Raw genomic sequence first — 22,838 nt, 5'->3', positions numbered from 1 at the left:
CGCTTAACAATGCCACCCTCGAATTTGGCATTCAGCACCTCCCTTTAATTCCGGTTAAGGGAGGTGTTTTTTATTCCGCAGCCGGAACGGCAACAATGTCTACTTCCCCACTATTCATATCCACCGTCGCTTTATAAGTACTATGCGGATCACCGTAATGTTTAAAGGTGAAGTGGTATACATTGGCTGGCGTCCACAAAGTTTTCGAATCAGCGGGCACAATGTCATAGCCATCTTGCTGATAAAGCTCTGTCGCCATTACATTCGCAATTGCCGCCTGCTGGTTTGAGTCACGATCCACCTTTGGCTCCAAAGAAGGGTTACTCGGGTAAGATTCACCGTTGTAACTCATGAGTCGATATGAGCCATTACTCCAAACGATGAAATCTTGCCAGCCATTGCTGTAACTATCTGCAAGTACAATAGGCGTGCGAGTGACAGACATTCGATTGATAACGTTCCCCCCATTATCAAACATATAAGCTGCACAACCACCGCTGCCACAGAAATAACGGTCCTGTAGCAATACAATGTGTTCTGCATTGCCATCGCTGTTTAAGTCGGCGCTACCCGATATATAACGTAGATTGTCTTGTTCGAGTGAAAGCCCTTCAGGCGCTAAAACCTTGCTATCAATCCAGTTGGAGATGACTTCAGTGCTAACGCTGTTGATTTTAGGAACGGCTTGCTTAGCCTCTTCTGTAGTCATACTGTCTGTCGTAGTACAGCCGACCAAGGTGAAAGAACCGACGAAGAAGAGTCCGTGTAATACGCGCTTGTTCATGTTATCTCGCTCTTTGATGTATCGTTCCATCAGTATACGCATGATTTGCATTGCATTCGTAAGAAAATCATTAGAATCAAGTAAATGAATGGATTGGTGTACATTGGTAAGATCAAAAAAGCCCTGAAGAAGACCTTCAGGGCTAGGCAGGAAGCTGGCAAATAGCCAGGAGTCCCTATGCAGTGGTCGGTTTTACCCTAAACAGAATCGCAAACATTACTGGCACTACAATCAGTGTCAGTACTGTAGCAAAACCAAGACCTGCCATAATCGTTATTGCCATCGATCCAAAGAAGGCATCGAAGACGAGTGGAATCATCCCCAAGATGGTCGTCAGAGCAGCCATACTTACCGGACGAACACGACTGATCGCACTATCGACAATCGCGAGGTAAGGCTCTTTCCCTGATTCCAACTCAAGGTTAATTTGATCAAGCAACACAATACCGTTTTTCAAAATCATGCCACTTAGGCTCAGCAAACCAAGGAATGCTGTAAAGCTGAACGGCATATTAGTGGTAAGTAAACCAAAGGCAACACCAATGATCGCCAACGGCACGGTGAACCAAATGACCAACGGCTTTTTAATTGAGTTAAACAGCAAAATAGTAATGATGAACATCAACAAGTAACCCATCGGCAACGAACCAAACAGACCTTCTTGCGCATCTTTCGATGATTCATACTCACCACCCCATGTGATTTCGTAACCTTCTGGAATATGCAGTGCCATCACTTTAGGCTGCACACGTGCAAACAAGCTTGCCGCCGTGTCGTCGCTCAACACATCGTGGTCAGCGAGCACAGTTAACGTGCGCTTGCGGTCACGACGCTGAATTAGCGGCTCGCTCCAATCCAATTTAACGCCATCAATCACTTGGTCGACCGGAATATACGTTTGCAGTGATGGGCTCCAAATGGTCACGTTTTGTAGTGATTCAAAGTCCACGCGTTCTTCTTCAGGAAGGCGCGTCATAATTGGCAAAGTGTGTGTACCATCGCGTAAGTAACCCAACGTGCTACCACCAAACGCCATTTGTAGTGTGCTTGAAAGATCTTCTTTCGAAATGCCCAAGCGACGAGCTTTAGACTCATTGAAAACAGGCACAAGCTCCTTAGTACGCTCTCGCCAATCGTGACGAATGTTTCGGGCACCAGGGTCGGTATGAAGGATGTCTTCAACTTGCACCGCTAAATCACGCAAAACTTGTGGGTCGGGACCAGTAATACGCGCTTCGATCTTAGACGCTGGTGAAGGGCCAAACTCCATCAATTTAAATTGAAATGTCGGTGCATCAAACGTCTTCGCAAGGTTAGCGTCTAATTTGTGCAACAAACCGAACATGCTCTCACGATCAGTGGCGCGAACTTGGAACTGGGCGTACGCTTCGTAGCTTTTCTCTGGCTGGTAAGTCAGAGCGAAACGCTGCAAACCCTGCCCAATTGAAGCAGAAACAAAGTCAATATCATCTTGCTGACGAATGTAGCTTTCTACCTCTTCAGTTTTTTTGATCGTTTCGCGGATGTCCGTACCTTCTGGCATCCACATATCAACGTAAAACATCGGCGTGTTCGATGGTGGGAAGAACTGCTGTTTTACATTACCAAATGCCACGACAGCACCCACTAATAGCGCGACCATGCCAGCAACCGTGAGCCAACGGAATCGCAGTGCGAATTTCAGCGATGCGCCAAATACAACAAACAGCCAACCTTTATAGGGATCTTCTTCGTTGGTATCTTGGCCCTTGTCCTCTTCTTTCAACAATAGATCTGCGAGGAATGGCGTCAGCGTAATAGCGGTAATCCAGCTCAAAAATAGTGAGAAACACAGCACCCAGAATAGAGAGCCCATGAACTCACCCGTTGCATCTTGCGACAAACCGATAGGTGCAAAAGCCGTAATCGCAATGATGGTTGCGCCAAGCAAAGGCCACTGTGTTTGCTTTACAATATCGACGGCCGCTTGAACTTTAGTGCGCCCTTTTTTTAGGCCAACCAAGATGCCTTCCACGACCACAATCGCGTTATCAACCAGCATACCCAGAGCAATAATTAACGCGCCAAGAGAAATACGGTGCAGCTCGATATTGTTGTAATTCATCAATATGAAGGTACCGAACACCGTCAATAACAGCACGACGCCAATGATGACACCACTGCGTAAGCCCATCGTAAACAGCAGAACGATGATAACGATCGCCACTGCCTCTGCTAGGCTAATTACGAACGCTTTCACGGACTCATCCACTTCATTGGCTTGGTTGTAAAAGTAGTTCATATCGATGCCAGCAGGCTTGATAGACTCAAGGCTCGCAAGCTCCGCATCCAAACGTTCGCCAACCTCAACCACGTTCACACCTGACGCAAACGAGATACCGATATTAATTGCTTTTTGACCGTTAAAGAGTACGACGTTGCTTGGCTTCTCTTGGATACCACGAGAAATCGTTGCTACGTCTTTTAGACGAATTAGGTTCCCAGTGTCACGACCATGAATGATCAAGTTTTCTAGCGCTTCTACGGTGTTTAAGGTACCACTTGGACGAATGACAAGGCTTTCGCCATTGACCATCACTTCCCCTGCTGAAACCACATTGTTTTGTTGGTTCAACAAGCTCGCAACCACGTTCATGTCTAAGTTCAGCGCGGCAAGGCGGTCAAGAGAGATCTCAACAAACAGCATTTCTTGTTGATCGCCCGTGATATCCACCTTTCCTACGCCATCAACCAGCTCGATTTCACGAGTCAGGTAATCAGCATAGCGTTTTAGCTCCACATAGTCGTAATCGTCACCAGTGAGCATTAACATCACACCATAAACGTCACCGAAATCATCAATGATCTGCAAAGATTGTACGCCCTGAGGCAAAGTTGGTCGCAAGTCATTAATTTTACGGCGCATTTCATCCCAAATTTGCGGCAGTTCATCAGGACCATAGTCCATTTCCATACTGACCGTGATTTGAGACATACCATCAGAAGACGTAGAGGTAATTTTGTCTATATAAGGAAGCTTTCGAATCTCTTTTTCTAAAGGATACGTCAGCTCTTCTTCAACCTCTTTCGACGTCGCGCCAGGGTATGTTGAAATGATCATGGCATCTTTAATCGTAAATGCCGGGTCTTCTAGTCGCCCAAGCTCCAAAAACGACGTTAGACCACCAACAGCAAGGATAATAATAAACAACCAGCTGATGACTTTATTTTTTATTGAGTACTCAGCAATGTTCATTATTGTTTATTCTCCACAACATCCACATGTTTCCCTTCACGTAATTTACGTAGGTTTGAATTAATCAGAACGTCGCCTTCCTTAACTCCCGACGACACAATAGCTCCGTTGCCATTCACTTGAGAAATCATCACAGGCACCTGAGTGACAACGTCACCCTCTTTTTTCCATACAAAGAACTCATTCTCTTCGCTGCCCGCTTGAAGCGCCGTTACTGGAATACTGTAACCATCGATGGAGGTAATCCCCGCTTTCACCATATCGACCAGAACACTGACGCTGGTTCCCGGTAGAATCTCTGCTTTTGGCTGTGGCATCGTCAAATACATTTCGTAAGTTTGAGTTTCGGAGTTAGGCTCACTTGTGTGCTCTAAATAGTCCAAAGCAAATGTGTCATTAATGCCGGAGAAAGTTGCTCTAGGTTTGTAGCTCATGTTATCTGAATTTGGGTCCACCATAGCGAGAACATTGTCGGAAAGCTCAATACGCACGTACACCAAATCGTTTTGATATAGGTTCAACACCGGCTCCCCAACTGCCACACGTTCAAAACGCTCTTTGAAAACGTCAGACACTTTACCGGCAAACGGGGCGAATAAACGGGTGTAGTTCAATTGATTGGTGGCGTTATAGAAATTAGCCTCTGCCAACTCTTTATTAGCTGTTAGCTCATCAAGCTCGGCTTTTGAGATCATCTGACGTGCGTGTAGGTCTTCGCCGCGTTTGAGCTGACGTATCGCCAGTGTATATTGCGCTTCTGCGTCATTTACGGCTTGCTTTTCTTTACTGTCATCCAGCTTTGCGATCATTTGGCCTTGCTTAACAACGTCGCCCGCTTTCACCAACACGTGTTGAATTTCTCCCGCGCGGCGGAATGCCATAGGTGTTTGCTCTGCTGGTACAACTATTCCTTTAAAAGCTCGATATTGGCTTTGTACCGGCGCATCCACAGAGATAGTCGACACAAAAAGCGGCTGCTCGACGAAAGCTTGGTTTTCATTTTTGCAACCCGTTAAAACTGCAAGCGCAATTGCAGAGATCGTAAATAGAGATCGTTTCATTAAATGCCTCCCTCACGAACCCAAGCTTTCACGACTTGTCCTTCGACCAGTCGCTCAACGCCAGCAACAACAACGTAATCATTGTTATCAAGCCCTGCTTTCACACCTCCAGAGGCATCAAGAGACACAGTGACTTTATTAACTTGCTGTGTGTTTCTGTCCATTACCCACACTTCGCCTTGCGTCTCTTTTTTGTTTACCCAAGCGGATTGAGGCAACGTCATCGCGTCCGATAGATGTTGTTTAGCTATGTGTACCTGCCCTGTCATACCTGTTAGCAAATTGCGATCTTCTGGTCGAGTAATGGTTACGATCGCCTCATAACTGTTGGTATCGACATTTGGCTGAGTCGAAATTTCTTTAAATTTTCCAGGGATACGTTTTCCTGGCTCGCTATCCATCGTCACCCACATATCGGAGTTTTGCAGTGACTCAAGTGATACGGATTCCGCATAACTGACTGGCAGTGTGAACGACACATCTAAGGTCGTGTTATCGATAAGATTCAGGATCTCTTGCTTCTCTGCGACCACTTGAAACGGGTTGACATAGGTGTATGACACGATGCCATCAAAAGGTGCGTGAATCTTGGTATAACTCAAATCTGTTTTGGCTTGTTCGTAGTTTGCCAATGCCGCTTTATATTGAGTTTCTTTCTGGTCGTACTCATCTGTACTAATCAGCTTTTTTCCATAAAGGTTTTTCGCGCGCTCCCATTGCGTTTTTGCTAACGCGAACTGAGCTTGAGAGGCGTCTAACGCAAGCTGAAGATCTTTAGGGTCTAACGTTGCAAGCACTTCACCTTTTTTTACCTCTTGGCCCATGCGAACAAGTAATTCATCGACCTCACCACCAACCTGAAAAGAAAGCTGTGCGCGATGTGTCGCATCAATACGCGCTAAAAAGGCATGCGAGTCTTCAACTTCTAGATCTTTCACCGCCAGTAATTTTACAGGTTTGATTAAAGGTTCAGACGGCTCGGAAATGGCTTTGTTACACCCAGTTAGCATGCCAGAGAGACTTAATGTCACCACAGCACCAACTAAAGTGCGCTTTAAATATTGTTTTCGCACCCGCTTTCTCCGTAGGTTTTATATATTACACAGTCGTGCAGTATATGCAGAATTTGAAATTGATCAACATATTTTCCAGGTGGAAAGCAAATTAATTAGTCAAAGCGTCCGGTTTCTGGTAAAAGTAAGCGCGTTGATTAATATTCGGGAAAATTCGAACTATGAATGAAAGAAAGCAGGGGCGTAGAAGTGCTGAAGCCGCAGAACAAACTAAGTGTCTGATCCTTAAGGTGGCAGCAGATATGTTTTGTGAACTTGGTTACGAGCGTGTCTCACTGCGCAATATCAGTGAAAAGGCTGGTGTTTCACATAGTTTGATCCGTCACCACTTCGGCAGCAAAGAGAAGATTTGGCAAGCGGTTAGCGACGCGATGGATGAATTCATGCAGTGCTATATGGCTGAATTAATCAATGAGATGCCTGAGAACACACCTTCGAATAGAAAAATTTATCTGTTCATGGTTCGCATGCTGGCATTTGCGCTCGTTAATCCTCACCCAGTACAGATGATCGCTGATGCTATTCGCCAAGGCGATGATGGTGCCCTGCTGCAGTATTTCTTAAAGTCAAAAGATGAGTTTGCTGCGATATTTACCGGAATTTTTGAGCAGTACAACAGTGAAAACCCTAACGCCCAATTTGATCAGTGGGAATCAAAGTGGCAGATGTTGATTTTTGCACATGGTGCAATCAGTCTTACTCCGATGATGCAAGAGACATGGCCTGACATCGCTGATAATCGCGAAAAAATGCTGATCAAACATTGGGAGTTGTTCAATACGATCATGGCGTCTCAGTTTGGGATTGCAAAAGAAGACATGATTCATCCGGAAAAACTTGAAGATATCGTTATCGACATGTGTTGTACAATCGACAAAGCGGTCGGATAAGGCTGCAGAAACTACGATAACTTCCAAGCGTATATAAAACCGATATACATAAAAATGCCGAGCTAGAAAGCTCGGCATTTTTGCTTGTTTCTTGCCTCGCGAATACGCGAAGAATGACAATAATGAGTAACCTAACCGCGGTAGTAACGTTGCGGTACAAACGGCATTTTCTCAACCGTCATTGGTAGCATTTTTCCGCGTACTTCAGCGAACAATTCGGTACCAATCGCAGCAAGATCAGCACGCACATAACCCATTGAGACAGGCTTACCTGCATTTGGACCCGCAGTGCCGCTGGTGACAACGCCAATTTTAACGCCATCAGCATCAAACAATTCCGCGCCTTCACGTACTGGTGCTTTAGTTTGGCCAACTAAACCGACACGCTTGCGCGCCACATCTTTGGTCTCGATCTGCTTAAGAATAATATCCGCACCTGGGAAACCACCTTCACGTTCACCGCCGATACGACGAACCTTTTGGATGCCCCATAACAAGCTCGCTTCTACAGGCGTAGTTGTTGTATCTAAGTCATGACCGTATAGGCAAAGACCACACTCAAGACGAAGTGAATCACGAGCACCAAGGCCAATCCATTCAACTTCCTCTTCTGCGGTCAGTTTACGTGCTAGTTCTTCTGCCTTGTCAGCAGGAACCGAGATCTCGTAACCATCTTCGCCAGTGTAGCCACTACGAGAAACAATGCATTCGGCGCCTAAAATATCGACTTTACGAATATCCATGAACAGCATGTCAGAAACTTCTGGGGCAAAACGCGCCAATACAGCTGCCGCTTTAGGGCCTTGGATCGCAAGCAGAGCACGGTCTTCAATAATTTCTAACTCAACACCAGATGGCAAATGCGATTGTAGGTGTGCAATGTCTTGTTCTTTGCATGCCGCGTTCACAACCACAAAAAGATGATCGCCTAGGTTCGCTACCATCAAGTCATCCATGATGCCGCCCTCTTCATTAGTGAAGAACGCATAACGCTGTTTACCAGACTCAAGATCCACAATATCTACTGGCACTAATGTTTCTAGGAACGCAGCTGCACCGTCACCAATTAGGCGAAGTTGTCCCATATGAGAAACATCAAACAGACCTGCCGCATCACGAGTGTGTAAGTGTTCCTTTTTTACGCCTAGAGGATACTGAACAGGCATATCGTAACCCGCGAACGGGACCATTTTGGCACCAACTTCAACGTGAAGTGCGTGTAGTGGTGTTTTCAGTAGTTCTTGAGTCATTTTCGTCTCCATTTAGATAGACCCGAGAATGCTATCGGCATTCGATGTGTTTCCAATAATAAACACGGCTCATTCTATTTTGCACGAACAAGACGTAGATCGACTTGCAAAAGTGTGACTCTTAACATTTTAATCACAACAAATCGTACAAAAAAAGCGCTTTAATGAGTGTGTTCTCATCAAAAAAGCGCCTTTTCATCATAACGACCACCGACAGCAATCGTTTGCTTTCACTATAGGAAATTTACAATAATTTATTACTATTTGGCTGTCACCCACAAAATGTGCGCATCTTCCTCGCTAACACTGGTCAACATATGTCCCATGTTCGCATCGTAATAGACGCTGTCGCCCTCGCTTAGAACCACAGGTTCGTAGAACTCAGAATAGAACATGACCTCACCAGATAAGATAAGCAGAAATTCTTCGCCATCATGACGAACCCAGTCTTTGTATTCATCAAAACTGCGAGCACGAATTTGGCTCTTAAACGGCATCATTTTCTTATTGGAAAGTTGAGTAGCGAGCAGTTCATGTTCATAGGTTTGCGTTGGGTGTGGTTTGCCTTCATTCTTCTTGGTAACATCCCTACGCCCTGTCGCAACCTTTTTTCTAGGTGGCTCAAAGAGTTGCGGCATATCAATTTGTAAGCCAAGCGCCAATTTTTGCATTGCTTGAAATGTCGGAGAAATCTGCTCATTTTCTATTTTACTCAGTGTAGAACGAGCAAGCCCTGTTCGCTGACTGGCTTCTTCTAGTGTAATACCAAGTTTTGAGCGGATATCCTTGATACGCTGACCCAGCTTTAATGGCTCGATATTTTGATCATTTTGCTCTTTCGCTAACGTCATCGATGGGTATTCATCGTAAATACTTTCTGCCATAAATCCCTCTATAGATATCCTTATTTTTGTCCTACTAGCATTGTGCATGAAGCACATAGTGGATAAAAGTCCACCAAGTGAATTAAACCGTGCTCTTGTTAACAAATTTTGAAATCTTGTTTCCTATAGGAAATTTTTGGTTGATTGTTCCCGCCGCAGGCGCTATGTTACCAACTTGTTAGATGTAGAGATGCATATTTCCGTAAGAGATTGGTAAAGGAAACACGCAATCCGACGGAGTTTTTGCCCACATTTAGGGCCGGATGTTCACTCTGTTCTGCTATGCAGTTCAGCTGTTTTGAGGACAAATGAACCACAACCGCAAATCATAATTCATCTATTGCGGGTTCATTTTAAGATTTGGAAGGTCAACTACCATGAATAAGAGTTACCCTAACCACAGCTTGGAAAACTTTTTCTCTACCAACCTCTCTGCGACAGATGATGCTGTCTTTGCTGGAATTCAGGCGGAATCCGCTCGCCAAAACGAACAAATCGAACTTATCGCTTCTGAGAACATTGTTTCTAAAGCGGTAATGCAAGCTCAAGGCACATGCCTAACAAACAAATACGCTGAAGGTTATCCAGGTCGTCGTTACTACGGTGGTTGTGAGCACGTAGATACAGTGGAAGCCATTGCCATCGAACGCGCGAAAAAACTTTTTAATTGCGAATACGCAAACGTTCAACCTCACTCAGGCGCTCAAGCAAATGGTGCGGTGAAACTGGCTCTTCTTCAACCAGGCGACACCATTCTTGGCATGTCTTTGGACGCTGGTGGTCACCTAACGCACGGTGCACGCCCAGCACTTTCTGGTAAATGGTTTAACGCAGTTCAATACGGCGTTGATCGCGAAACACTTGAAATCAACTACGAAGACGTTCGCCAACTGGCTCTTGAGCACAAACCAAAGATGATCATCGCGGGTGGCAGTGCTATTCCACGCGTTATCGATTTTGCTAAGTTCCGTGAAATCGCTGACGAAGTTGGCGCAATTCTTATGGTCGATATGGCGCACATTGCTGGCCTTATCGCAACAGGTGCACACCCTAGCCCATTGCCACATGCACATGTTGTGACCACCACAACACACAAAACATTGCGTGGCCCTCGCGGCGGTATGATCCTGACTAACCACGAAGACATCATTAAGAAAATCAACTCCGCCGTATTCCCTGGCCTACAAGGCGGCCCACTGATGCACGTTATCGCAGCAAAAGCGGTTGCATTTGGAGAAGCACTTGGCCCTGAATTTAAAACTTATATTGATTCGGTGATCAATAACGCAAAAGTCCTAGCGGAAGTATTGCAAACTCGCGGTTGCGACATCGTAACTGGTGGCACAGACACGCACCTAATGCTGGTTGACCTTCGCCCTAAAGGCTTGAAAGGCAACAAAGCAGAAGAAGCTCTAGAACGTGCTGGGATCACATGTAACAAAAATGGCATCCCATTCGATACAGAGAAGCCTATGATTACATCGGGCATCCGTTTAGGAACGCCTGCGGGTACAAGCCGCGGCTTTGGCGCTGAAGAATTCAAACTCATCGGTAATTGGATTGGTGACGTACTGGATGGTTTGGTGAACAACCCAGAAGGTGACGCAGACGTTGAAAAACGCGTTCGCAAAGAAGTAAAAGAACTTTGCAGTCGCTTCCCTCTTTACCAATAAACGATTTTTTAAAAATCACAATAATTCCTGACAAGTTATTTGGAGATTAAGCAATGGACAAAACACTGAAGTTTACAGATAGCCACGAGTGGGTACGTGACAACGGTGACGGCACAGTAACACTTGGTATTTCTGAGCATGCGCAAGAAATGTTGGGTGACGTAGTATTCGTTGACCTACCAGACGTAGAAGACGAAGTAGAAGCAGGTGAAAGCTTCTCTTTGGTTGAGTCTGTAAAAGCAGCGTCAGATATCTACTCTCCTGTTACCGGTGAAATCGTAGAAATCAACGAAGAACTAGAAGACAGCCCAGAGCTAATCAACGAAGAACCGTACGAAGGTGGTTGGATTGTAAAAGTGAAGCTTTCAAACCCATCTGAGTTGGATGACTTAAAAGACGCGGAAGAATACCTAAACTCTATCGAAGAAGAGTAATTAGGATGTGACGAAAGCTGTTCCCTAGCCTGTTTAGAGAGCAGCTTTTTTTCTAGGTTCGGACGTATAATTAAATGTGTCACTAACGACCATTTCCGTTACCCGAGCCAAGGAGTAGGTAAAGGACAATGACTGAATTACTTCAAAGCCTCAGCACACAAAATGAGTTCGTTGGACGCCACAACGGACCAAGCAAATCAGACCAACAAAAAATGTTGGATGCCATCAACGCGGTAAGCCTTGACGCCCTCATCGAAGAAACCGTGCCTGCACAAATTCGCCTAGAACAACCAATGACGTTGGCAGAAGCGAAAAGCGAAGCAGACATGCTAGTGACGATGAAGCAGTTTGCTAAACAAAACCAAATTAAACGTACATTCATTGGCCAGGGCTACTACAACACGTTTACTCCAAACGTCATTCTACGTAACGTGCTAGAAAACCCTGGCTGGTATACCGCTTACACACCTTACCAACCTGAAATTTCTCAAGGTCGCTTGGAAGCCCTTTTAAACTTCCAACAAATGATCATCGACCTGACTGGTATGGAAATCGCGAACGCCTCATTGCTAGACGAAGCAACAGCGGCAGCAGAAGCAATGACTCTGTGTAAGCGCGCAGGTAAGAGCAAGAGCAACGTATTCTTTGTGGCTGACGATGTTCACCCACAAACGCTAGAAGTAGTAAAAACTCGTGCAAAATTCATCGGCTTTGAAGTTCTGGTTGGTTCGCTAGAATCCCTACCAGAGCAAGACGTGTTCGGCGCATTAGTTCAATACCCAAGCACAACAGGTGAAGTTCGTGACCTAACGGACATCATCGCAAAAGCGCAAGCAAACAAAACGCTTGTCACTGTTGCGACTGACCTGCTTGCTTCTACCCTATTGAAGCCTGCTGGTGAAATGGGCGCAGACGTAGCAATCGGTTCTGCACAACGTTTTGGCGTTCCTATGGGTTACGGCGGTCCACACGCAGCATTCATGGCAACGCGTGACAAACACAAGCGTACCATGCCAGGTCGTGTTATCGGTGTTTCTATCGATACCAACGGTAACCAAGCACTGCGCATGGCAATGCAAACTCGTGAGCAGCATATCCGCCGCGAAAAAGCGACATCGAACATCTGTACCGCTCAAGCATTGCTAGCGAACATGGCGTCTTTCTACGCGGTTTACCACGGCGCAGAAGGTCTACGCACTATTGCTCGCCGTACACACCATATGACTGCGATTATCGCCGCTGGCCTAACCAAAGGCGGCTTTGAACTTGCTCATAACAGCTTCTTCGATACCATCACGATCAACACAGGTTCAAAAACAGAAGAGCTTTACGCAAAAGCACTTTCAGCAGACATTAACCTACGTCTACTACCTGGCAAGCTAGGTATTAGCTGTGACGAAACAACCACGGTCGCTGATGTAGAAGCACTATTTGCAGTCTTTGGTGTAAAAGAAGACGTAGCAGCACTATCGACGGAAATCGCAGGCAACGAGTTTGCGGCAATTCCAGAAGCGCTACGCCGCACAACAGAATACCTGACTCACCCTGTATTCAATACGCACCATAGCGAAACGCAAATGATGCGTTACCTGAAACAGCTAGAGAACAAAGACTTCTCGCTAACGCACGGCATGATCCCACTAGGCAGCTGTACGATGAAGCTGAACGCAGCAGCAGAGATGATCCCAATCACTTGGCCAGAGTTTGGTTCTATCCACCCATTCACGCCAGCAGAACAAGCGGCGGGCTATGCAGCACTAGCGAAAGATCTAAAAGAGAAGCTTTGTGAGATCACAGGCTACGACGCATTCTCACTTCAGCCAAACTCTGGTGCATCTGGTGAGTATGCAGGTCTTATCGCGATTCAACGTTACCACGAAAGTCGTGGCGAAGGTCACCGCAACGTATGTTTGATCCCAAGCTCTGCGCACGGTACTAACCCTGCGACAGCATCTATGGTGTCAATGAAAGTTGTGGTTGTTAAGTGTGATGAAGAAGGCAACATCGACATCGATGACCTAGCAGCGAAAATCGAGAAGCACAAAGACAACCTATCAAGCATTATGATCACTTACCCTTCTACGCACGGCGTTTACGAAGAGAAAGTGAAAGAAGTGTGTGAAATGGTTCATGCCGCTGGCGGTCAGGTTTACCTAGACGGCGCTAATATGAACGCACAGGTTGGTCTAACATCACCAGGCTTCATCGGTTCAGACGTTTCTCACCTAAACCTACACAAAACCTTCTGTATCCCACATGGTGGTGGCGGTCCGGGTATGGGGCCTATCGGCGTTAAATCCCACCTAGCACCTTTCCTACCAGGTCACATCGAGAACGGCGTAGAAGGCGAAGATTTTGCAGTATCAGCAGCAGATATGGGTAGCGCTTCTATCCTACCGATCTCTTGGGCTTACATCGCAATGATGGGCGAAGCAGGCCTAACAGATGCAACAAAAGTAGCAATTCTGAACGCAAACTACGTGATGGAAACACTTCGCCAACACTACCCTGTTCTTTATCGTGGCAAAAATGGTCGTGTAGCGCACGAATGTATTATCGACATTCGTCCACTGAAAGAAGAAACAGGCATCAGCGAAGAAGACATTGCGAAGCGTCTAATGGACTACGGTTTCCACGCACCAACTATGTCGTTCCCTGTAGCGGGCACGCTAATGGTTGAGCCAACGGAATCGGAAGATCTAGAAGAGCTAGACCGCTTCTGTGATGCGATGATCGCTATCCGCGAAGAAATGGAAAAAGTGAAAAACGGTGAATGGCCACTAGAGAACAACCCTCTCGTTAATGCGCCACACACGCAAGTTGACCTTTCTGCTGAAGAGTGGGACCGTCCTTACTCTCGCGAGCTTGGCTGCTTCCCTTCTAAAGCGACCAAATCTTGGAAGTACTGGCCAACAGTAAACCGCGTAGATAACGTATACGGCGACCGTAACCTAATCTGCTCGTGCCCAAGCATCGATAACTACGAAGACTAATTTTTGTAGAATCTAAATAGACAAAGGCGAACCGTTTGGTTCGCCTTTTTGTTTTTGCTGTGCCGCCCTGACATTTGTTGGTACATCAAGAAGGAATGATAACTAGTTATTGTTTGCACAAAAGTGATTTAGAAATATTGTAACTTCTGAGAACCTTAGAATTAGCACTAATATCTCAGAACCTTAAAAGCTTGTTGGAAACTCCTCATGAACACTATGTTATGCAGGTGCTGTGTAGTTTCTCAGTTCAGTTGCAGTAAGTCCCATTTATTACCATAGAGATCTTGGAACACCACCACTGTCCCGTATTCTTCCACACGAGGCTCTTCATTAAATACAACACCATTTTTCTTCATCAACTCGTAGTCACGCCAAAAATCATTAGTTTGCAGAAACAGGAAAACACGACCACCTGTTTGATTTCCTACTGCATGCGTTTGCTCCGGTGTACTTGCCTGAGCTAAAAGTAGGTTTGTACCATTGGAGTTTGGAGGAGAAACTTGAACCCAGCATTTACCACCTCCTAGGTTGGTATCTTCAACCAGAGTGAATTGAAGTTTTTGAGTATAAAATTCGATAGCATCGTCGTAATTTTCAACGACTAGAGCAATGTTTCCGATTTGCTGCTGAACAGTTTTGGACATGATGATTTCCGCTGTGTCAAAACGCTAATTGTACGCTATTTTGAGACTTTTCTAGAAAGCACGTAACGCCTTGCAAATGTTTAAGGCACACAATACGAATGTTTACGCACAGCGCCTCTGTCACTAGAACCTACAAACAATATAGCTACCACAAGTGTCGAATCTTGATTGAGCAACTTATTAAAGCCTTAGCTATAACTCAAGAGCAAATCTCTAACCTAATAACGAAGACTGCTCGTATACCACGTTATTATAGTTCTTCTAGTTTTCCCTTAGCTAAATCTTCTTGTTGCTTAAGGAACATGAAGAAGTTTACCTCACTGATAAACGGGTTACCGCTTGTGCCGAGCTTCTTCCTATTTTCAAAAAGGAAATTTTTATGTGGATGATTCGAAAGGTTAACGTTCACAATAGGTGCCTGTAGTGAAATTTTTCTAATTTTCTCCATGCTACTCAGGAACTGGCCAATAACTTCTGGATCATTGCTATTTACGCTATGCCCACCAACGATAAAAGCACGATATTGTTCGCCATTATCTTCAACAATGAAGTCTAAGGAATAATCACCTTCCGTGTGGCCAGGTGTGAAATAGAACTTAAACTCATGTCCACCAACAACCATAGAGCTATCGCTTTTTATCTCTATGTCTAAATTTGGAGGAAGGAACTTGTTCTCACCTTCGCTTTTGTTTGATTGCTGTATAGATAGTTCATGAGCGCTTTTGGTCATCACGACTTTGGAACCATACTTCTCTTGAAGTAACTGGGCGCCTCCGACGTGGTCAGAATGCCCATGAGTTACCAATATGTGCGTTATTGGCTTATCTTTTAGCCCTAGCTTCTCTAGGTTGATAGGTATCCACTCAGAGTAAGGGAAATCAAGCGTATCAATGATAACGAGTCCGTCGTCTGTAGCAATGGCATATGATGAGACCCACTTGTCTCCTACATAATAGACATTATCAAACATTTGAAATGGTTCTACATAACCGTTCTTATCGTTCATTGCTGGAACATATTGACTTAAGGAAGCAAAAGACGACGCACTGAAAAGTAAACCTACAATAATTTTTTTCACGAAATCACACACAAATATATCCTTAATAATTTCTTATAGAACCTCGCGGATGAGAAAGCTCTAAACGATTTTCAGAGGCAAATACAACTGCAAATACTTTCTACTTAGCTTGAGTTTTAGCTGACCGAATCACTTGTAAACTCGAATCCCATTAACTGCCTATGTATTCATGATTCTTTTAGAGGTTAAATAAATGAACTCAATTGAAGCAGAGTCATGAAGCTTCACTTGAGGTTACCGGCACAGCACAATGTGATAAACCTCTTTCAAGCAAACATTTGAATGCGATTTTTCCAATTGAAGACATGTTCAATAAATGCATCAACTCTTGCTGGCCTTTTATCACGGTCCCGATACATAATGAATACTTCTTTACCCGCGCATTGCCATTCTGGCAACAAAGGCAGCAGGTTATGTTGATCATGATTTAGCTCATGAAAGTAATAGGTTGGAATCCAGGCAATTCCTAAACCATGAATGACGGCGTCTCTAACTAGTAGTACATCATTTGAAGTGAATTGAAACTTTAGCGGATGATCAAATGTTTCATTGGTGATTTGATTAACTAATTTCCATTGGCTGTCGTTGTTTATCGTAATTAGGCGATGATGGATAAGTTGTTCTGGATGGGTAATCGGTTGGTGTTGTTCTAAATAGCTTCGTGATGCACAAAGCGCAAATGGAATCGACCATAATTTCTGAGCAACCCAGTCTTGTTCAATAAGATCACCAAGACGAAAACTAACATCGACACGGTTAGACACAAGATTGATTTTTTCATTCTGTACATCTAAATCGATACATATCTTCGGATGTTGCTCTGCAAATTCATAAACACACCGCTTTAACCACATCTGTGTCATGTTAATTGGCGCTGATATTTTGATCGTTCCGCTTAAAGACTGACGCTCAGTTGCAATTCTCGATGTCACATTATTTAAGCTAAGAAGTAACGGCTCACAGAGTTGATAATATTTTTCGCCATCAGTTGTTAGCGCAAAGTGGTGTGCACTGCGGTTAAATAGTCTGCAATTTAAGTTTGTTTCCAGCCTTTTTAACTTCCGGCTTAGCGTGGCTAACGGGATATTAAGACGCTCAGATGCTTGTGTTAGGCTTTGATAGCGAGCAACAGAAACGAATAACAAAAGGTCATCCAAAGAGTGACGTTCCATATTTGGGATTAACCCTCTTAAATTTGGCTATTAAAAATCAAATATGAAATATATAGCATTATCGCGTCAAGTTAATTTTTATCAGGAAGATCTATGTCTAAGCATTTATCAATTTGGTGCGGTGTTGTTGTCGCTATCTTTTTTTGGTCTAGTAACTTTAACGTAATAAAGGCTATTAGTAGCGATGTCTCTCCTTTGGATTCAGCGACGTTACGGTTTTCCGTTGCAGCTTTAATACTCTTGTTGATAAGGGGTACCAAACGCTCTCCAAATGGAGCCAAACTCACACGAAAAAGCATGTTGTCGTTGTTTGTTATAGCGACCGTGGGTGTAACTATCCAAAACTTCTCTATTTTCTCTGCAATGAGCTTTACTACCCCAGTTAACGCAGCTGTTGTTCAGGCAAATCTACCACTTGTCACCATCTTGTTGTCGGGCTTTATTCTCAAGACTTCCATTTCGGTTAAAACTATTTTAGGTGCACTAATCAGTTTTTGTGGAGTGGTAATCGTCATTACAGGCGGAAATATTCATCCTATTGGCCGCAATAGTAATATTGGTGATCTATACATGTTATTTGCTTTAATTAGTGGGTGTTTATACACGATTCTAGCTAAGCGTTTAACATCTCATATCCCAGTAACTCAGCAGTTACGTTGGGTGTTAAGTATTGGTGCCATTCAAATGGTCGCTATAGCGATTTACCACGGCGACTTTAGCCGTAGCTTAAATACCATAACATTCAAAGACCTATCACTAATAGCGTACATGAGCCTGTTTGGCACTTTGATCGCTTATTACTTTTGGATGAAAGGTGCTATCGTTCTTGGTCCAGATAAAATGTCTCCATTATTTAATATTATGCCGGTATTCACTCTACTGATTTCGTTCATTTCTGGTGAGCAGGCTCAATGGGAAAATGTTTTAGGCGTCTTTATCGTTGCGGCTGGTGTGTATATAGGTAACTCAGCGCCTTTTGCTCGTTTACGGAGGGTGGCGGAGCAAAAATTGACGCCAACCTTAAGTCGAATTATTTAGCGCAATACTTTGTTAATTGGCATAAGTTTTCTTGGTTTCCAATAGGTACACTTTTTCGCTTTCTTCGTTCACTCCTTTATCTAACTTTATTGAGAGCATGTCGAAAATCTTCAATCTTTTGCTAAGAGCGTTTCTTATTATGTGAAAAACAGAGGAGAATGACCATGAAAAAACGACTCAACTATATTGAAGTAGCGCCAAAGGCAATAGAAATCCTATACGCTCAGGAAGCTTACTTCCATGAACAATTTAGCCAATCAGAAACCATGAACATGATCATATGGGAACTGGTTAAGTTACGCATATCGCAAATCAATCAATGTGCATTTTGTATCGACATGCATAGTAAAGATGCGCTTAAGTTAGGTGAAAAGCCGGAACGCATATGGGGGCTTAGTGCGTGGAAAGATATGCCATTCTACAGCGATGCAGAACACGTTGCACTAGGCTGGGCTGAATTACTAACTGCTGGCCTACCAGTAGATGATGATACCTATCAGCTGACCTTGAATACCTTCGGAGAAGAAGCTATGGTCAATCTAACAATTGCGATCAACGCGATCAATAGTTGGAACCGAATAGTTAAGGCATTTAAGCCAAAGGTTGGAGACTATAAGCCTAGATAATTCTATCTGACAGTTTTTACTTATAAGTCACTGCTTATTCCTCAGCTTAATATGATGAAAAGTTCATGTGTATCACTTTCTCATTTAAGTTGAGGTTAAATAGGATGATTCATTTGAACTTAGAATTTGATATTTTAAAACCTCAAAGGGCTTTAGCTGGCTATGTTCAAGCCATTTGGTCAGCATCCGTCAAACCTGATACGACGCAAACCGTACGTAAACAATTACTCAGTGATGCTGGTACAGGTGTGGTATTCATTTTACAGAATGAAGTACAAATGGATGGTGAATGGCATGCGCCGGGGGTTGTCCTACTACCTGTGAGCATTCTGGCACATCAAGTCTGCCTACCGCCAGGTGCGGTGATGACTGGCGTACGCTTTCATCCTGCAGTTGGTTATCAACTATTTGGTAAACGCCTAGAACAGCTATTGCGGATTCAAGATGTTCACCCTTTGGCTTCTTCTGCGCTAGCAACATTTGAGTCTCTGCAAACAGCGCGTTCGCCGTCTGCAAGGATTTCTACGTTGTATCGCTGGGTTCAAGCACTGATTGAGAAATATGAACCACAGTACGTCGGCCACATCATTGACCAGCCTACAGGGACGCTCAGTCAACGCCAGAGAGAGCGCAATTTTCAGAAATGGTTGGGGATTACTCCTAAACATTACCAACGTATTAAACGAGTGAAGCACACTTTAGAACTACTCCGAGCTCAACCCGATCTTACTTTATCGGAGTTGGCGCTGGAGCAAGGTTTTTCCGATCAAGCACACATGACTAGAGAGTGTAAGCAGATTGCGCGCATGACACCGAAGCAGTTTGTCCGAAAGAGAAATCTCTAAACCTTATTAGCTTTGTACATCAAGCCCAGTTGATTCATAATCGACCAAGTACTTGTTATAATATTCAATCATATATCACCTACTTTTTAGATCGCTCATTCCAGCTTGATGTGAGTTTGTTAGCTCGCTTTTGATGCCGCGTGCTGCTCTACCATAAACGCGATCACGTCTTTATTTAAGCAGGATTTGCTGATGTATTGGCGCTGTTTACCAAGATGAAGGATAAAGCCCAAATCATTTTGTTCCAGTTGGTCGATTTCATTCCATGCGAGGCTGCGGTCAACTTTACCACTTTTGTAGCGCACGCCATCTGCATTCACTTCAAAAGCCACTTTACTGCCACGGCTTGAACTGATGGTTTGACGCCACAGCCACCAAGTTCTTTTGAAGTAAACGCTGCACGCTTCAATCACACTCAATACGATAAAGAACCAACCGACATAACCGTTAGGTAGCAGTTCAAACTCCAATAAAACCACACCAAAGATAAGAAACAGTATCCCTTTTAAGTACGCTTGTGGGAACTTCGTTCGCTGGCTAGTTTGATCATAACACTCAGCAAAGAAAGGTTTGTCGAGTATGTATTCTGTAGTGAATTCGAAATCTTTAGACATGTATGGTTACTTCAAGGCTTCTGTAAATGAGTAATCTTGGTTGCACTCTCGCAACGCCTGCATTGTAGCGCTTCTCGGGATTTATCTTTAGTCCTTTTGATTCTGTTTTGTAAATCAATGATACCGCCACGCAAAAAAGACCTCGGTGCACTCGCCAAGATCAAACAAGGCGAACCATTTGGCTCGCCTTGTTAATTAATGGCCTGTGTTAAGTAATGACCTATGTGACTTCTTGAGTTTTCTACTTTAGAGGGTCGTTGTCTGGCAATGCACTGTGTATCCATACTGCCAGTCGGTGTTTGATGCTTGCGCCGTCTAGCTTACTTTCCGGTAGTGGCGTTATCTGTTTTGCATCGACCAAGAATAGGTAAATCGCTTTTACTCTCAGAGGTTGTGGTGACTGTGGAAGGTCAAAACCTTGTAGTTTCGCCATCTTCCCACCAATCTCTAGTGCCTTCTTGACCAGTTTGTCTTCATTGTGAAGCTTGGAGCTTTTTGACATTGATAAATCCTCTTCTTCGCTTCGGCTAAGAATACATGAAGTGTCACGTATGGCGTGTTAGTAAGCTCGCATATTGATAAGTTTATGCCTTACTACCGAGTGGTCGATTAAAAAACAACCTTTTCGCGGCATGTTTTCTGTGTATGCTTCCGTGCAGAACATCCGAATGGGCTTGGGCGCAGACTCCGAATGATTTATTTAGGACAAAGATCATGTTCACCGTAAACGAGCCACTTCGGCAAATATGCGGCTTCTGGAATTGTCCAGCCATACTTATCGTATGCCAATGCAGCAAGACCAATCAGTTTTAGAGAAACATTCCCTTTTGGCGAATAACGAACATCTTCATTCATGTAGAACTGGTAATGCGTCTCTAACGCATCTCTCAGTGCTTCTTGATAATGCGCCTCATCACCATCGATAATGGCAACAAACACATTCACAAATGGAATAAACAAAGAGTGTACATATGGCACCCTGGTTGATTCTAAATATTGCGGGGAGGATTTCTCCATCACAGTTTGCAATAACTCAGGTAACGCTGATGAATTGCTAAATACACCGCTAACGAACTCGACCAGCGCAACATCGAAAGGATCTTTTAAACGCACTAACGACTCATCCATGATGGTCATCAGCTCTACGCAGCGCCAATCTCTCGCGGCCATCGCTAAACAGATTTCATCCAACCATGCATCCATTGTTCCTTCTGCAACAGAACGGTTACCCACTTCCGAAAAGTGTCGGTGCCCAACGGAGAATTCAACCACTTGGTCTGAATGATTGGCCAGCAAGTACACGTTATTCAGTAACTCAAGCGCCCTTTTTATATAAGCTGGCGAGGCCTGATGTTGTCCGTATTCTGAAGCAGTGAAGAATGCCTCAAGCGAATCCCAAGCATCGCCTTTCATTCTTTTAAGAGGTTGCTTATAAAAAAATTGTTTTTCATCAAGCATCCTTTCCCAGAAGCTGTAAAAATTTTCGTCTTCTTCACGAAAAATACGCAATTTTCTTTCTTCAGGTATATCTAAATAGTGATTTCTTATTGTTTCCATCGTTCCCTAGCCTCGCATTATAAGTTGTACTAATTTTTTGCCGTGATGATATTCATCCTCAAAATCAAGCCGTGAATGATGCCGAAGTTGATTTATAAAATCAATTTATAATCAGTATGTTGTATCGAAAGTTAATGCTTAACTGAAATGAATCAAAAGGCCGAAAAACATTTGAGATATAAGGCTAACGCGCAAGCCACGATGGGTAAGCCAGAACGTACCTGTCCATAAACAGTGGACGACGAACACTGACTTTGTGGAGTAAAGATAGACAGATATTCACCATTGTGTTCGCCTTTCTTTTTCTGTCGCTTTCAATAATACTCTTGCGCAATATTACTCAGCTGGAAAATTTTATGCCTCAAGCAAACTCTGTGGTCGTACTCGACTTTGAAACCACAGGTCTCTCTCCTACTTTAGGTGATCGCGCAATAGAAATTGGTGCAGTAAAGTTAGTCGATGGCGAGGTTGTCGATAGTTTTCAGCAACTCATGAATCCCGGCTTCAGAGTGAGTTCTTTCATTGAGAACTACACCGGCATTACTGACAATATGTTGCGATCGGCACCAAGCTGCGAAGAGGTAATGGCGTCATTTAGTGAATTCATTGCAGGCGAAAACCTTATCGCTCACAACGCGTCCTTCGATAAACGATTTTTAGATGCAGAGCTTGAACGAATCAACTGTAGTTATTCGGGTGAGTTTGCTTGCTCCTTACTAGTGGCAAGACGGCTCATTCAAGAAGCTCCATCACATAAGCTAGGAGAACTTGTTCGCTATAAAAATATCGACAACGACGGTGTTTTCCACCGTGCACTAGCCGATGCGCAAATGACAGCCAAGCTTTGGCTCTTAATGGTCGAAGGGATAGAAAACTCAGGTATCGTTAAGCCAAGTTTTCAGTTGATGCAAACGGTTAGTAAAACAGCAAAAAGGAAAAGTCGACCTGCTACTCGCCAAAAGCCGTGCTTAACCCCCTCCTAGCTAA

Annotated in this window: 19 protein-coding genes and 1 pseudogene; 8 read left to right on the top strand and 12 right to left on the bottom strand. The window is 44.1% G+C overall.

The window, feature by feature from the left end:
• Positions 1-70: 70 nt before the first annotated feature.
• The 4 genes from L3V32_RS20410 to L3V32_RS20395 form a co-directional block, all read right to left on the bottom strand.
• The gene (locus tag L3V32_RS20410) at positions 71-784 is read right to left on the bottom strand and encodes a hypothetical protein (protein ID WP_237285137.1); all 714 of its coding nucleotides are present in this window, start codon (positions 782-784) and stop codon (positions 71-73) included.
• A gap of 175 nt (positions 785-959) precedes the next feature.
• Positions 960-4,019, bottom strand: a complete 3,060-nt coding sequence (locus L3V32_RS20405; RefSeq protein ID WP_237285062.1) for an efflux RND transporter permease subunit — start codon at positions 4,017-4,019, stop codon at positions 960-962.
• Positions 4,019-5,080, bottom strand: coding sequence for an efflux RND transporter periplasmic adaptor subunit (locus L3V32_RS20400; RefSeq protein ID WP_237285061.1), 1,062 nt, complete (start codon positions 5,078-5,080; stop codon positions 4,019-4,021). The genes L3V32_RS20405 and L3V32_RS20400 overlap by 1 nt, the downstream gene beginning before the upstream one ends.
• Positions 5,080-6,153: an efflux RND transporter periplasmic adaptor subunit gene (locus L3V32_RS20395; protein ID WP_074190630.1), complete on the bottom strand. Its 1,074-nt coding sequence runs from the start codon at positions 6,151-6,153 to the stop codon at positions 5,080-5,082. The genes L3V32_RS20400 and L3V32_RS20395 overlap by 1 nt, the downstream gene beginning before the upstream one ends.
• A 161-nt stretch (positions 6,154-6,314) precedes the next feature.
• Between L3V32_RS20395 and vdeR the strand changes: the two genes are divergently transcribed.
• The gene (gene vdeR, locus L3V32_RS20390) at positions 6,315-7,043 is read left to right on the top strand and encodes an efflux transporter transcriptional repressor VdeR (protein WP_006742273.1); all 729 of its coding nucleotides are present in this window, start codon (positions 6,315-6,317) and stop codon (positions 7,041-7,043) included.
• 131 nt (positions 7,044-7,174) lie between these two features.
• Here vdeR and gcvT read toward each other — a convergent pair whose 3' ends face one another.
• Entirely contained in the window at positions 7,175-8,293 is a 1,119-nt protein-coding gene (gene gcvT / locus L3V32_RS20385; RefSeq protein ID WP_167427466.1) for a glycine cleavage system aminomethyltransferase GcvT, read from the bottom strand.
• 260 nt (positions 8,294-8,553) lie between these two features.
• On the bottom strand, positions 8,554-9,177 hold the full coding sequence (locus tag L3V32_RS20380) for a helix-turn-helix domain-containing protein (RefSeq protein WP_005395176.1): 624 nt from the start codon (positions 9,175-9,177) through the stop codon (positions 8,554-8,556).
• A 377-nt stretch (positions 9,178-9,554) separates the two neighbouring features.
• Here L3V32_RS20380 and L3V32_RS20375 point away from each other — a divergent pair, with 377 nt between their 5' ends.
• The 3 genes from L3V32_RS20375 (at position 9,555) to gcvP (ending at position 14,277) form a co-directional block, all read left to right on the top strand.
• Positions 9,555-10,850 carry a serine hydroxymethyltransferase gene (locus L3V32_RS20375; protein ID WP_237285060.1) on the top strand — a complete coding sequence of 432 codons (1,296 nt, stop codon included), beginning with the start codon at positions 9,555-9,557 and terminating at the stop codon, positions 10,848-10,850.
• A 53-nt stretch (positions 10,851-10,903) separates the two neighbouring features.
• Positions 10,904-11,284, top strand: a complete 381-nt coding sequence (gene gcvH / locus L3V32_RS20370; protein ID WP_046876056.1) for a glycine cleavage system protein GcvH — start codon at positions 10,904-10,906, stop codon at positions 11,282-11,284.
• A gap of 128 nt (positions 11,285-11,412) precedes the next feature.
• Positions 11,413-14,277 (top strand): aminomethyl-transferring glycine dehydrogenase, encoded by a 2,865-nt coding sequence (gene gcvP / locus L3V32_RS20365; protein WP_237285059.1) that lies wholly within the window; start codon positions 11,413-11,415, stop codon positions 14,275-14,277.
• A gap of 242 nt (positions 14,278-14,519) precedes the next feature.
• On the opposite strand, the gene L3V32_RS20360 is transcribed toward gcvP, so the two are convergent.
• The 3 genes from L3V32_RS20360 to L3V32_RS20350 all read right to left on the bottom strand — a co-directional run bounded on the left by L3V32_RS20360 (position 14,520) and on the right by L3V32_RS20350 (position 17,171).
• Positions 14,520-14,921, bottom strand: coding sequence for a VOC family protein (locus L3V32_RS20360; RefSeq protein WP_237285058.1), 402 nt, complete (start codon positions 14,919-14,921; stop codon positions 14,520-14,522).
• A gap of 250 nt (positions 14,922-15,171) precedes the next feature.
• Complete coding sequence (locus tag L3V32_RS20355; protein WP_237285057.1) at positions 15,172-15,999, bottom strand: MBL fold metallo-hydrolase; 828 nt, start codon at positions 15,997-15,999, stop codon at positions 15,172-15,174.
• Positions 16,000-16,265: 266 nt separating this feature from the next.
• Complete coding sequence (locus L3V32_RS20350) at positions 16,266-17,171, bottom strand: LysR family transcriptional regulator (protein WP_237285056.1); 906 nt, start codon at positions 17,169-17,171, stop codon at positions 16,266-16,268.
• A gap of 93 nt (positions 17,172-17,264) precedes the next feature.
• Here L3V32_RS20350 and L3V32_RS20345 point away from each other — a divergent pair, with 93 nt between their 5' ends.
• From L3V32_RS20345 to L3V32_RS20335, 3 genes are all read left to right on the top strand, one after another.
• The gene (locus L3V32_RS20345; RefSeq protein ID WP_237285055.1) at positions 17,265-18,209 is read left to right on the top strand and encodes a DMT family transporter; all 945 of its coding nucleotides are present in this window, start codon (positions 17,265-17,267) and stop codon (positions 18,207-18,209) included.
• Positions 18,210-18,373: 164 nt separating this feature from the next.
• Positions 18,374-18,835, top strand: a complete 462-nt coding sequence (locus tag L3V32_RS20340; protein ID WP_046876053.1) for a carboxymuconolactone decarboxylase family protein — start codon at positions 18,374-18,376, stop codon at positions 18,833-18,835.
• 104 nt (positions 18,836-18,939) lie between these two features.
• Entirely contained in the window at positions 18,940-19,680 is a 741-nt protein-coding gene (locus L3V32_RS20335) for a helix-turn-helix domain-containing protein (RefSeq protein WP_182018573.1), read from the top strand.
• Positions 19,681-19,799: 119 nt separating this feature from the next.
• Here L3V32_RS20335 and L3V32_RS20330 read toward each other — a convergent pair whose 3' ends face one another.
• From L3V32_RS20330 to L3V32_RS20320, 3 genes are all read right to left on the bottom strand, one after another.
• On the bottom strand, positions 19,800-20,294 hold the full coding sequence (locus L3V32_RS20330; protein ID WP_237285054.1) for a YcxB family protein: 495 nt from the start codon (positions 20,292-20,294) through the stop codon (positions 19,800-19,802).
• A 241-nt stretch (positions 20,295-20,535) separates the two neighbouring features.
• A complete protein-coding gene (locus tag L3V32_RS20325; RefSeq protein ID WP_005376453.1) occupies positions 20,536-20,796 on the bottom strand; it encodes a DUF5062 family protein in 261 nt (86 codons plus the stop codon).
• Positions 20,797-20,990: 194 nt separating this feature from the next.
• Positions 20,991-21,851: an immunity 49 family protein gene (locus L3V32_RS20320; RefSeq protein WP_237285053.1), complete on the bottom strand. Its 861-nt coding sequence runs from the start codon at positions 21,849-21,851 to the stop codon at positions 20,991-20,993.
• Positions 21,852-22,207: 356 nt separating this feature from the next.
• Between L3V32_RS20320 and L3V32_RS20315 the strand changes: the two are divergent.
• A pseudogene (locus L3V32_RS20315) lies at positions 22,208-22,823 on the top strand (PolC-type DNA polymerase III).
• Positions 22,824-22,838 lie beyond the last annotated feature (15 nt).

The sequence above is a fragment of the Vibrio sp. J2-4 genome, from assembly GCF_021728155.1.
GTDB classification, from domain to species: Bacteria; Pseudomonadota; Gammaproteobacteria; order Enterobacterales; family Vibrionaceae; genus Vibrio; species Vibrio diabolicus.
This window is presented reverse-complemented; position numbering and strand designations above follow the sequence as displayed.

Excerpts from the sequence above, each read along its gene's own strand:
- L3V32_RS20410 (WP_237285137.1), bottom strand. The coding sequence starts at position 784 with ATGAACAAGCGCGTATTACACGGACTCTTCTTCGTCGGTTCTTTCACC.
- L3V32_RS20405 (WP_237285062.1), bottom strand. The coding sequence starts at position 4,019 with ATGAACATTGCTGAGTACTCAATAAAAAATAAAGTCATCAGCTGGTTG.
- L3V32_RS20400 (WP_237285061.1), bottom strand. The coding sequence starts at position 5,080 with ATGAAACGATCTCTATTTACGATCTCTGCAATTGCGCTTGCAGTTTTA.
- vdeR (WP_006742273.1), top strand. The coding sequence starts at position 6,315 with ATGAATGAAAGAAAGCAGGGGCGTAGAAGTGCTGAAGCCGCAGAACAA.
- gcvT (WP_167427466.1), bottom strand. The coding sequence starts at position 8,293 with ATGACTCAAGAACTACTGAAAACACCACTACACGCACTTCACGTTGAA.
- L3V32_RS20380 (WP_005395176.1), bottom strand. The coding sequence starts at position 9,177 with ATGGCAGAAAGTATTTACGATGAATACCCATCGATGACGTTAGCGAAA.
- L3V32_RS20375 (WP_237285060.1), top strand. The coding sequence starts at position 9,555 with ATGAATAAGAGTTACCCTAACCACAGCTTGGAAAACTTTTTCTCTACC.
- gcvH (WP_046876056.1), top strand. The coding sequence starts at position 10,904 with ATGGACAAAACACTGAAGTTTACAGATAGCCACGAGTGGGTACGTGAC.
- gcvP (WP_237285059.1), top strand. The coding sequence starts at position 11,413 with ATGACTGAATTACTTCAAAGCCTCAGCACACAAAATGAGTTCGTTGGA.
- L3V32_RS20360 (WP_237285058.1), bottom strand. The coding sequence starts at position 14,921 with ATGTCCAAAACTGTTCAGCAGCAAATCGGAAACATTGCTCTAGTCGTT.
- L3V32_RS20350 (WP_237285056.1), bottom strand. The coding sequence starts at position 17,171 with ATGGAACGTCACTCTTTGGATGACCTTTTGTTATTCGTTTCTGTTGCT.
- L3V32_RS20345 (WP_237285055.1), top strand. The coding sequence starts at position 17,265 with ATGTCTAAGCATTTATCAATTTGGTGCGGTGTTGTTGTCGCTATCTTT.
- L3V32_RS20340 (WP_046876053.1), top strand. The coding sequence starts at position 18,374 with ATGAAAAAACGACTCAACTATATTGAAGTAGCGCCAAAGGCAATAGAA.
- L3V32_RS20335 (WP_182018573.1), top strand. The coding sequence starts at position 18,940 with ATGATTCATTTGAACTTAGAATTTGATATTTTAAAACCTCAAAGGGCT.
- L3V32_RS20330 (WP_237285054.1), bottom strand. The coding sequence starts at position 20,294 with ATGTCTAAAGATTTCGAATTCACTACAGAATACATACTCGACAAACCT.
- L3V32_RS20325 (WP_005376453.1), bottom strand. The coding sequence starts at position 20,796 with ATGTCAAAAAGCTCCAAGCTTCACAATGAAGACAAACTGGTCAAGAAG.
- L3V32_RS20320 (WP_237285053.1), bottom strand. The coding sequence starts at position 21,851 with ATGGAAACAATAAGAAATCACTATTTAGATATACCTGAAGAAAGAAAA.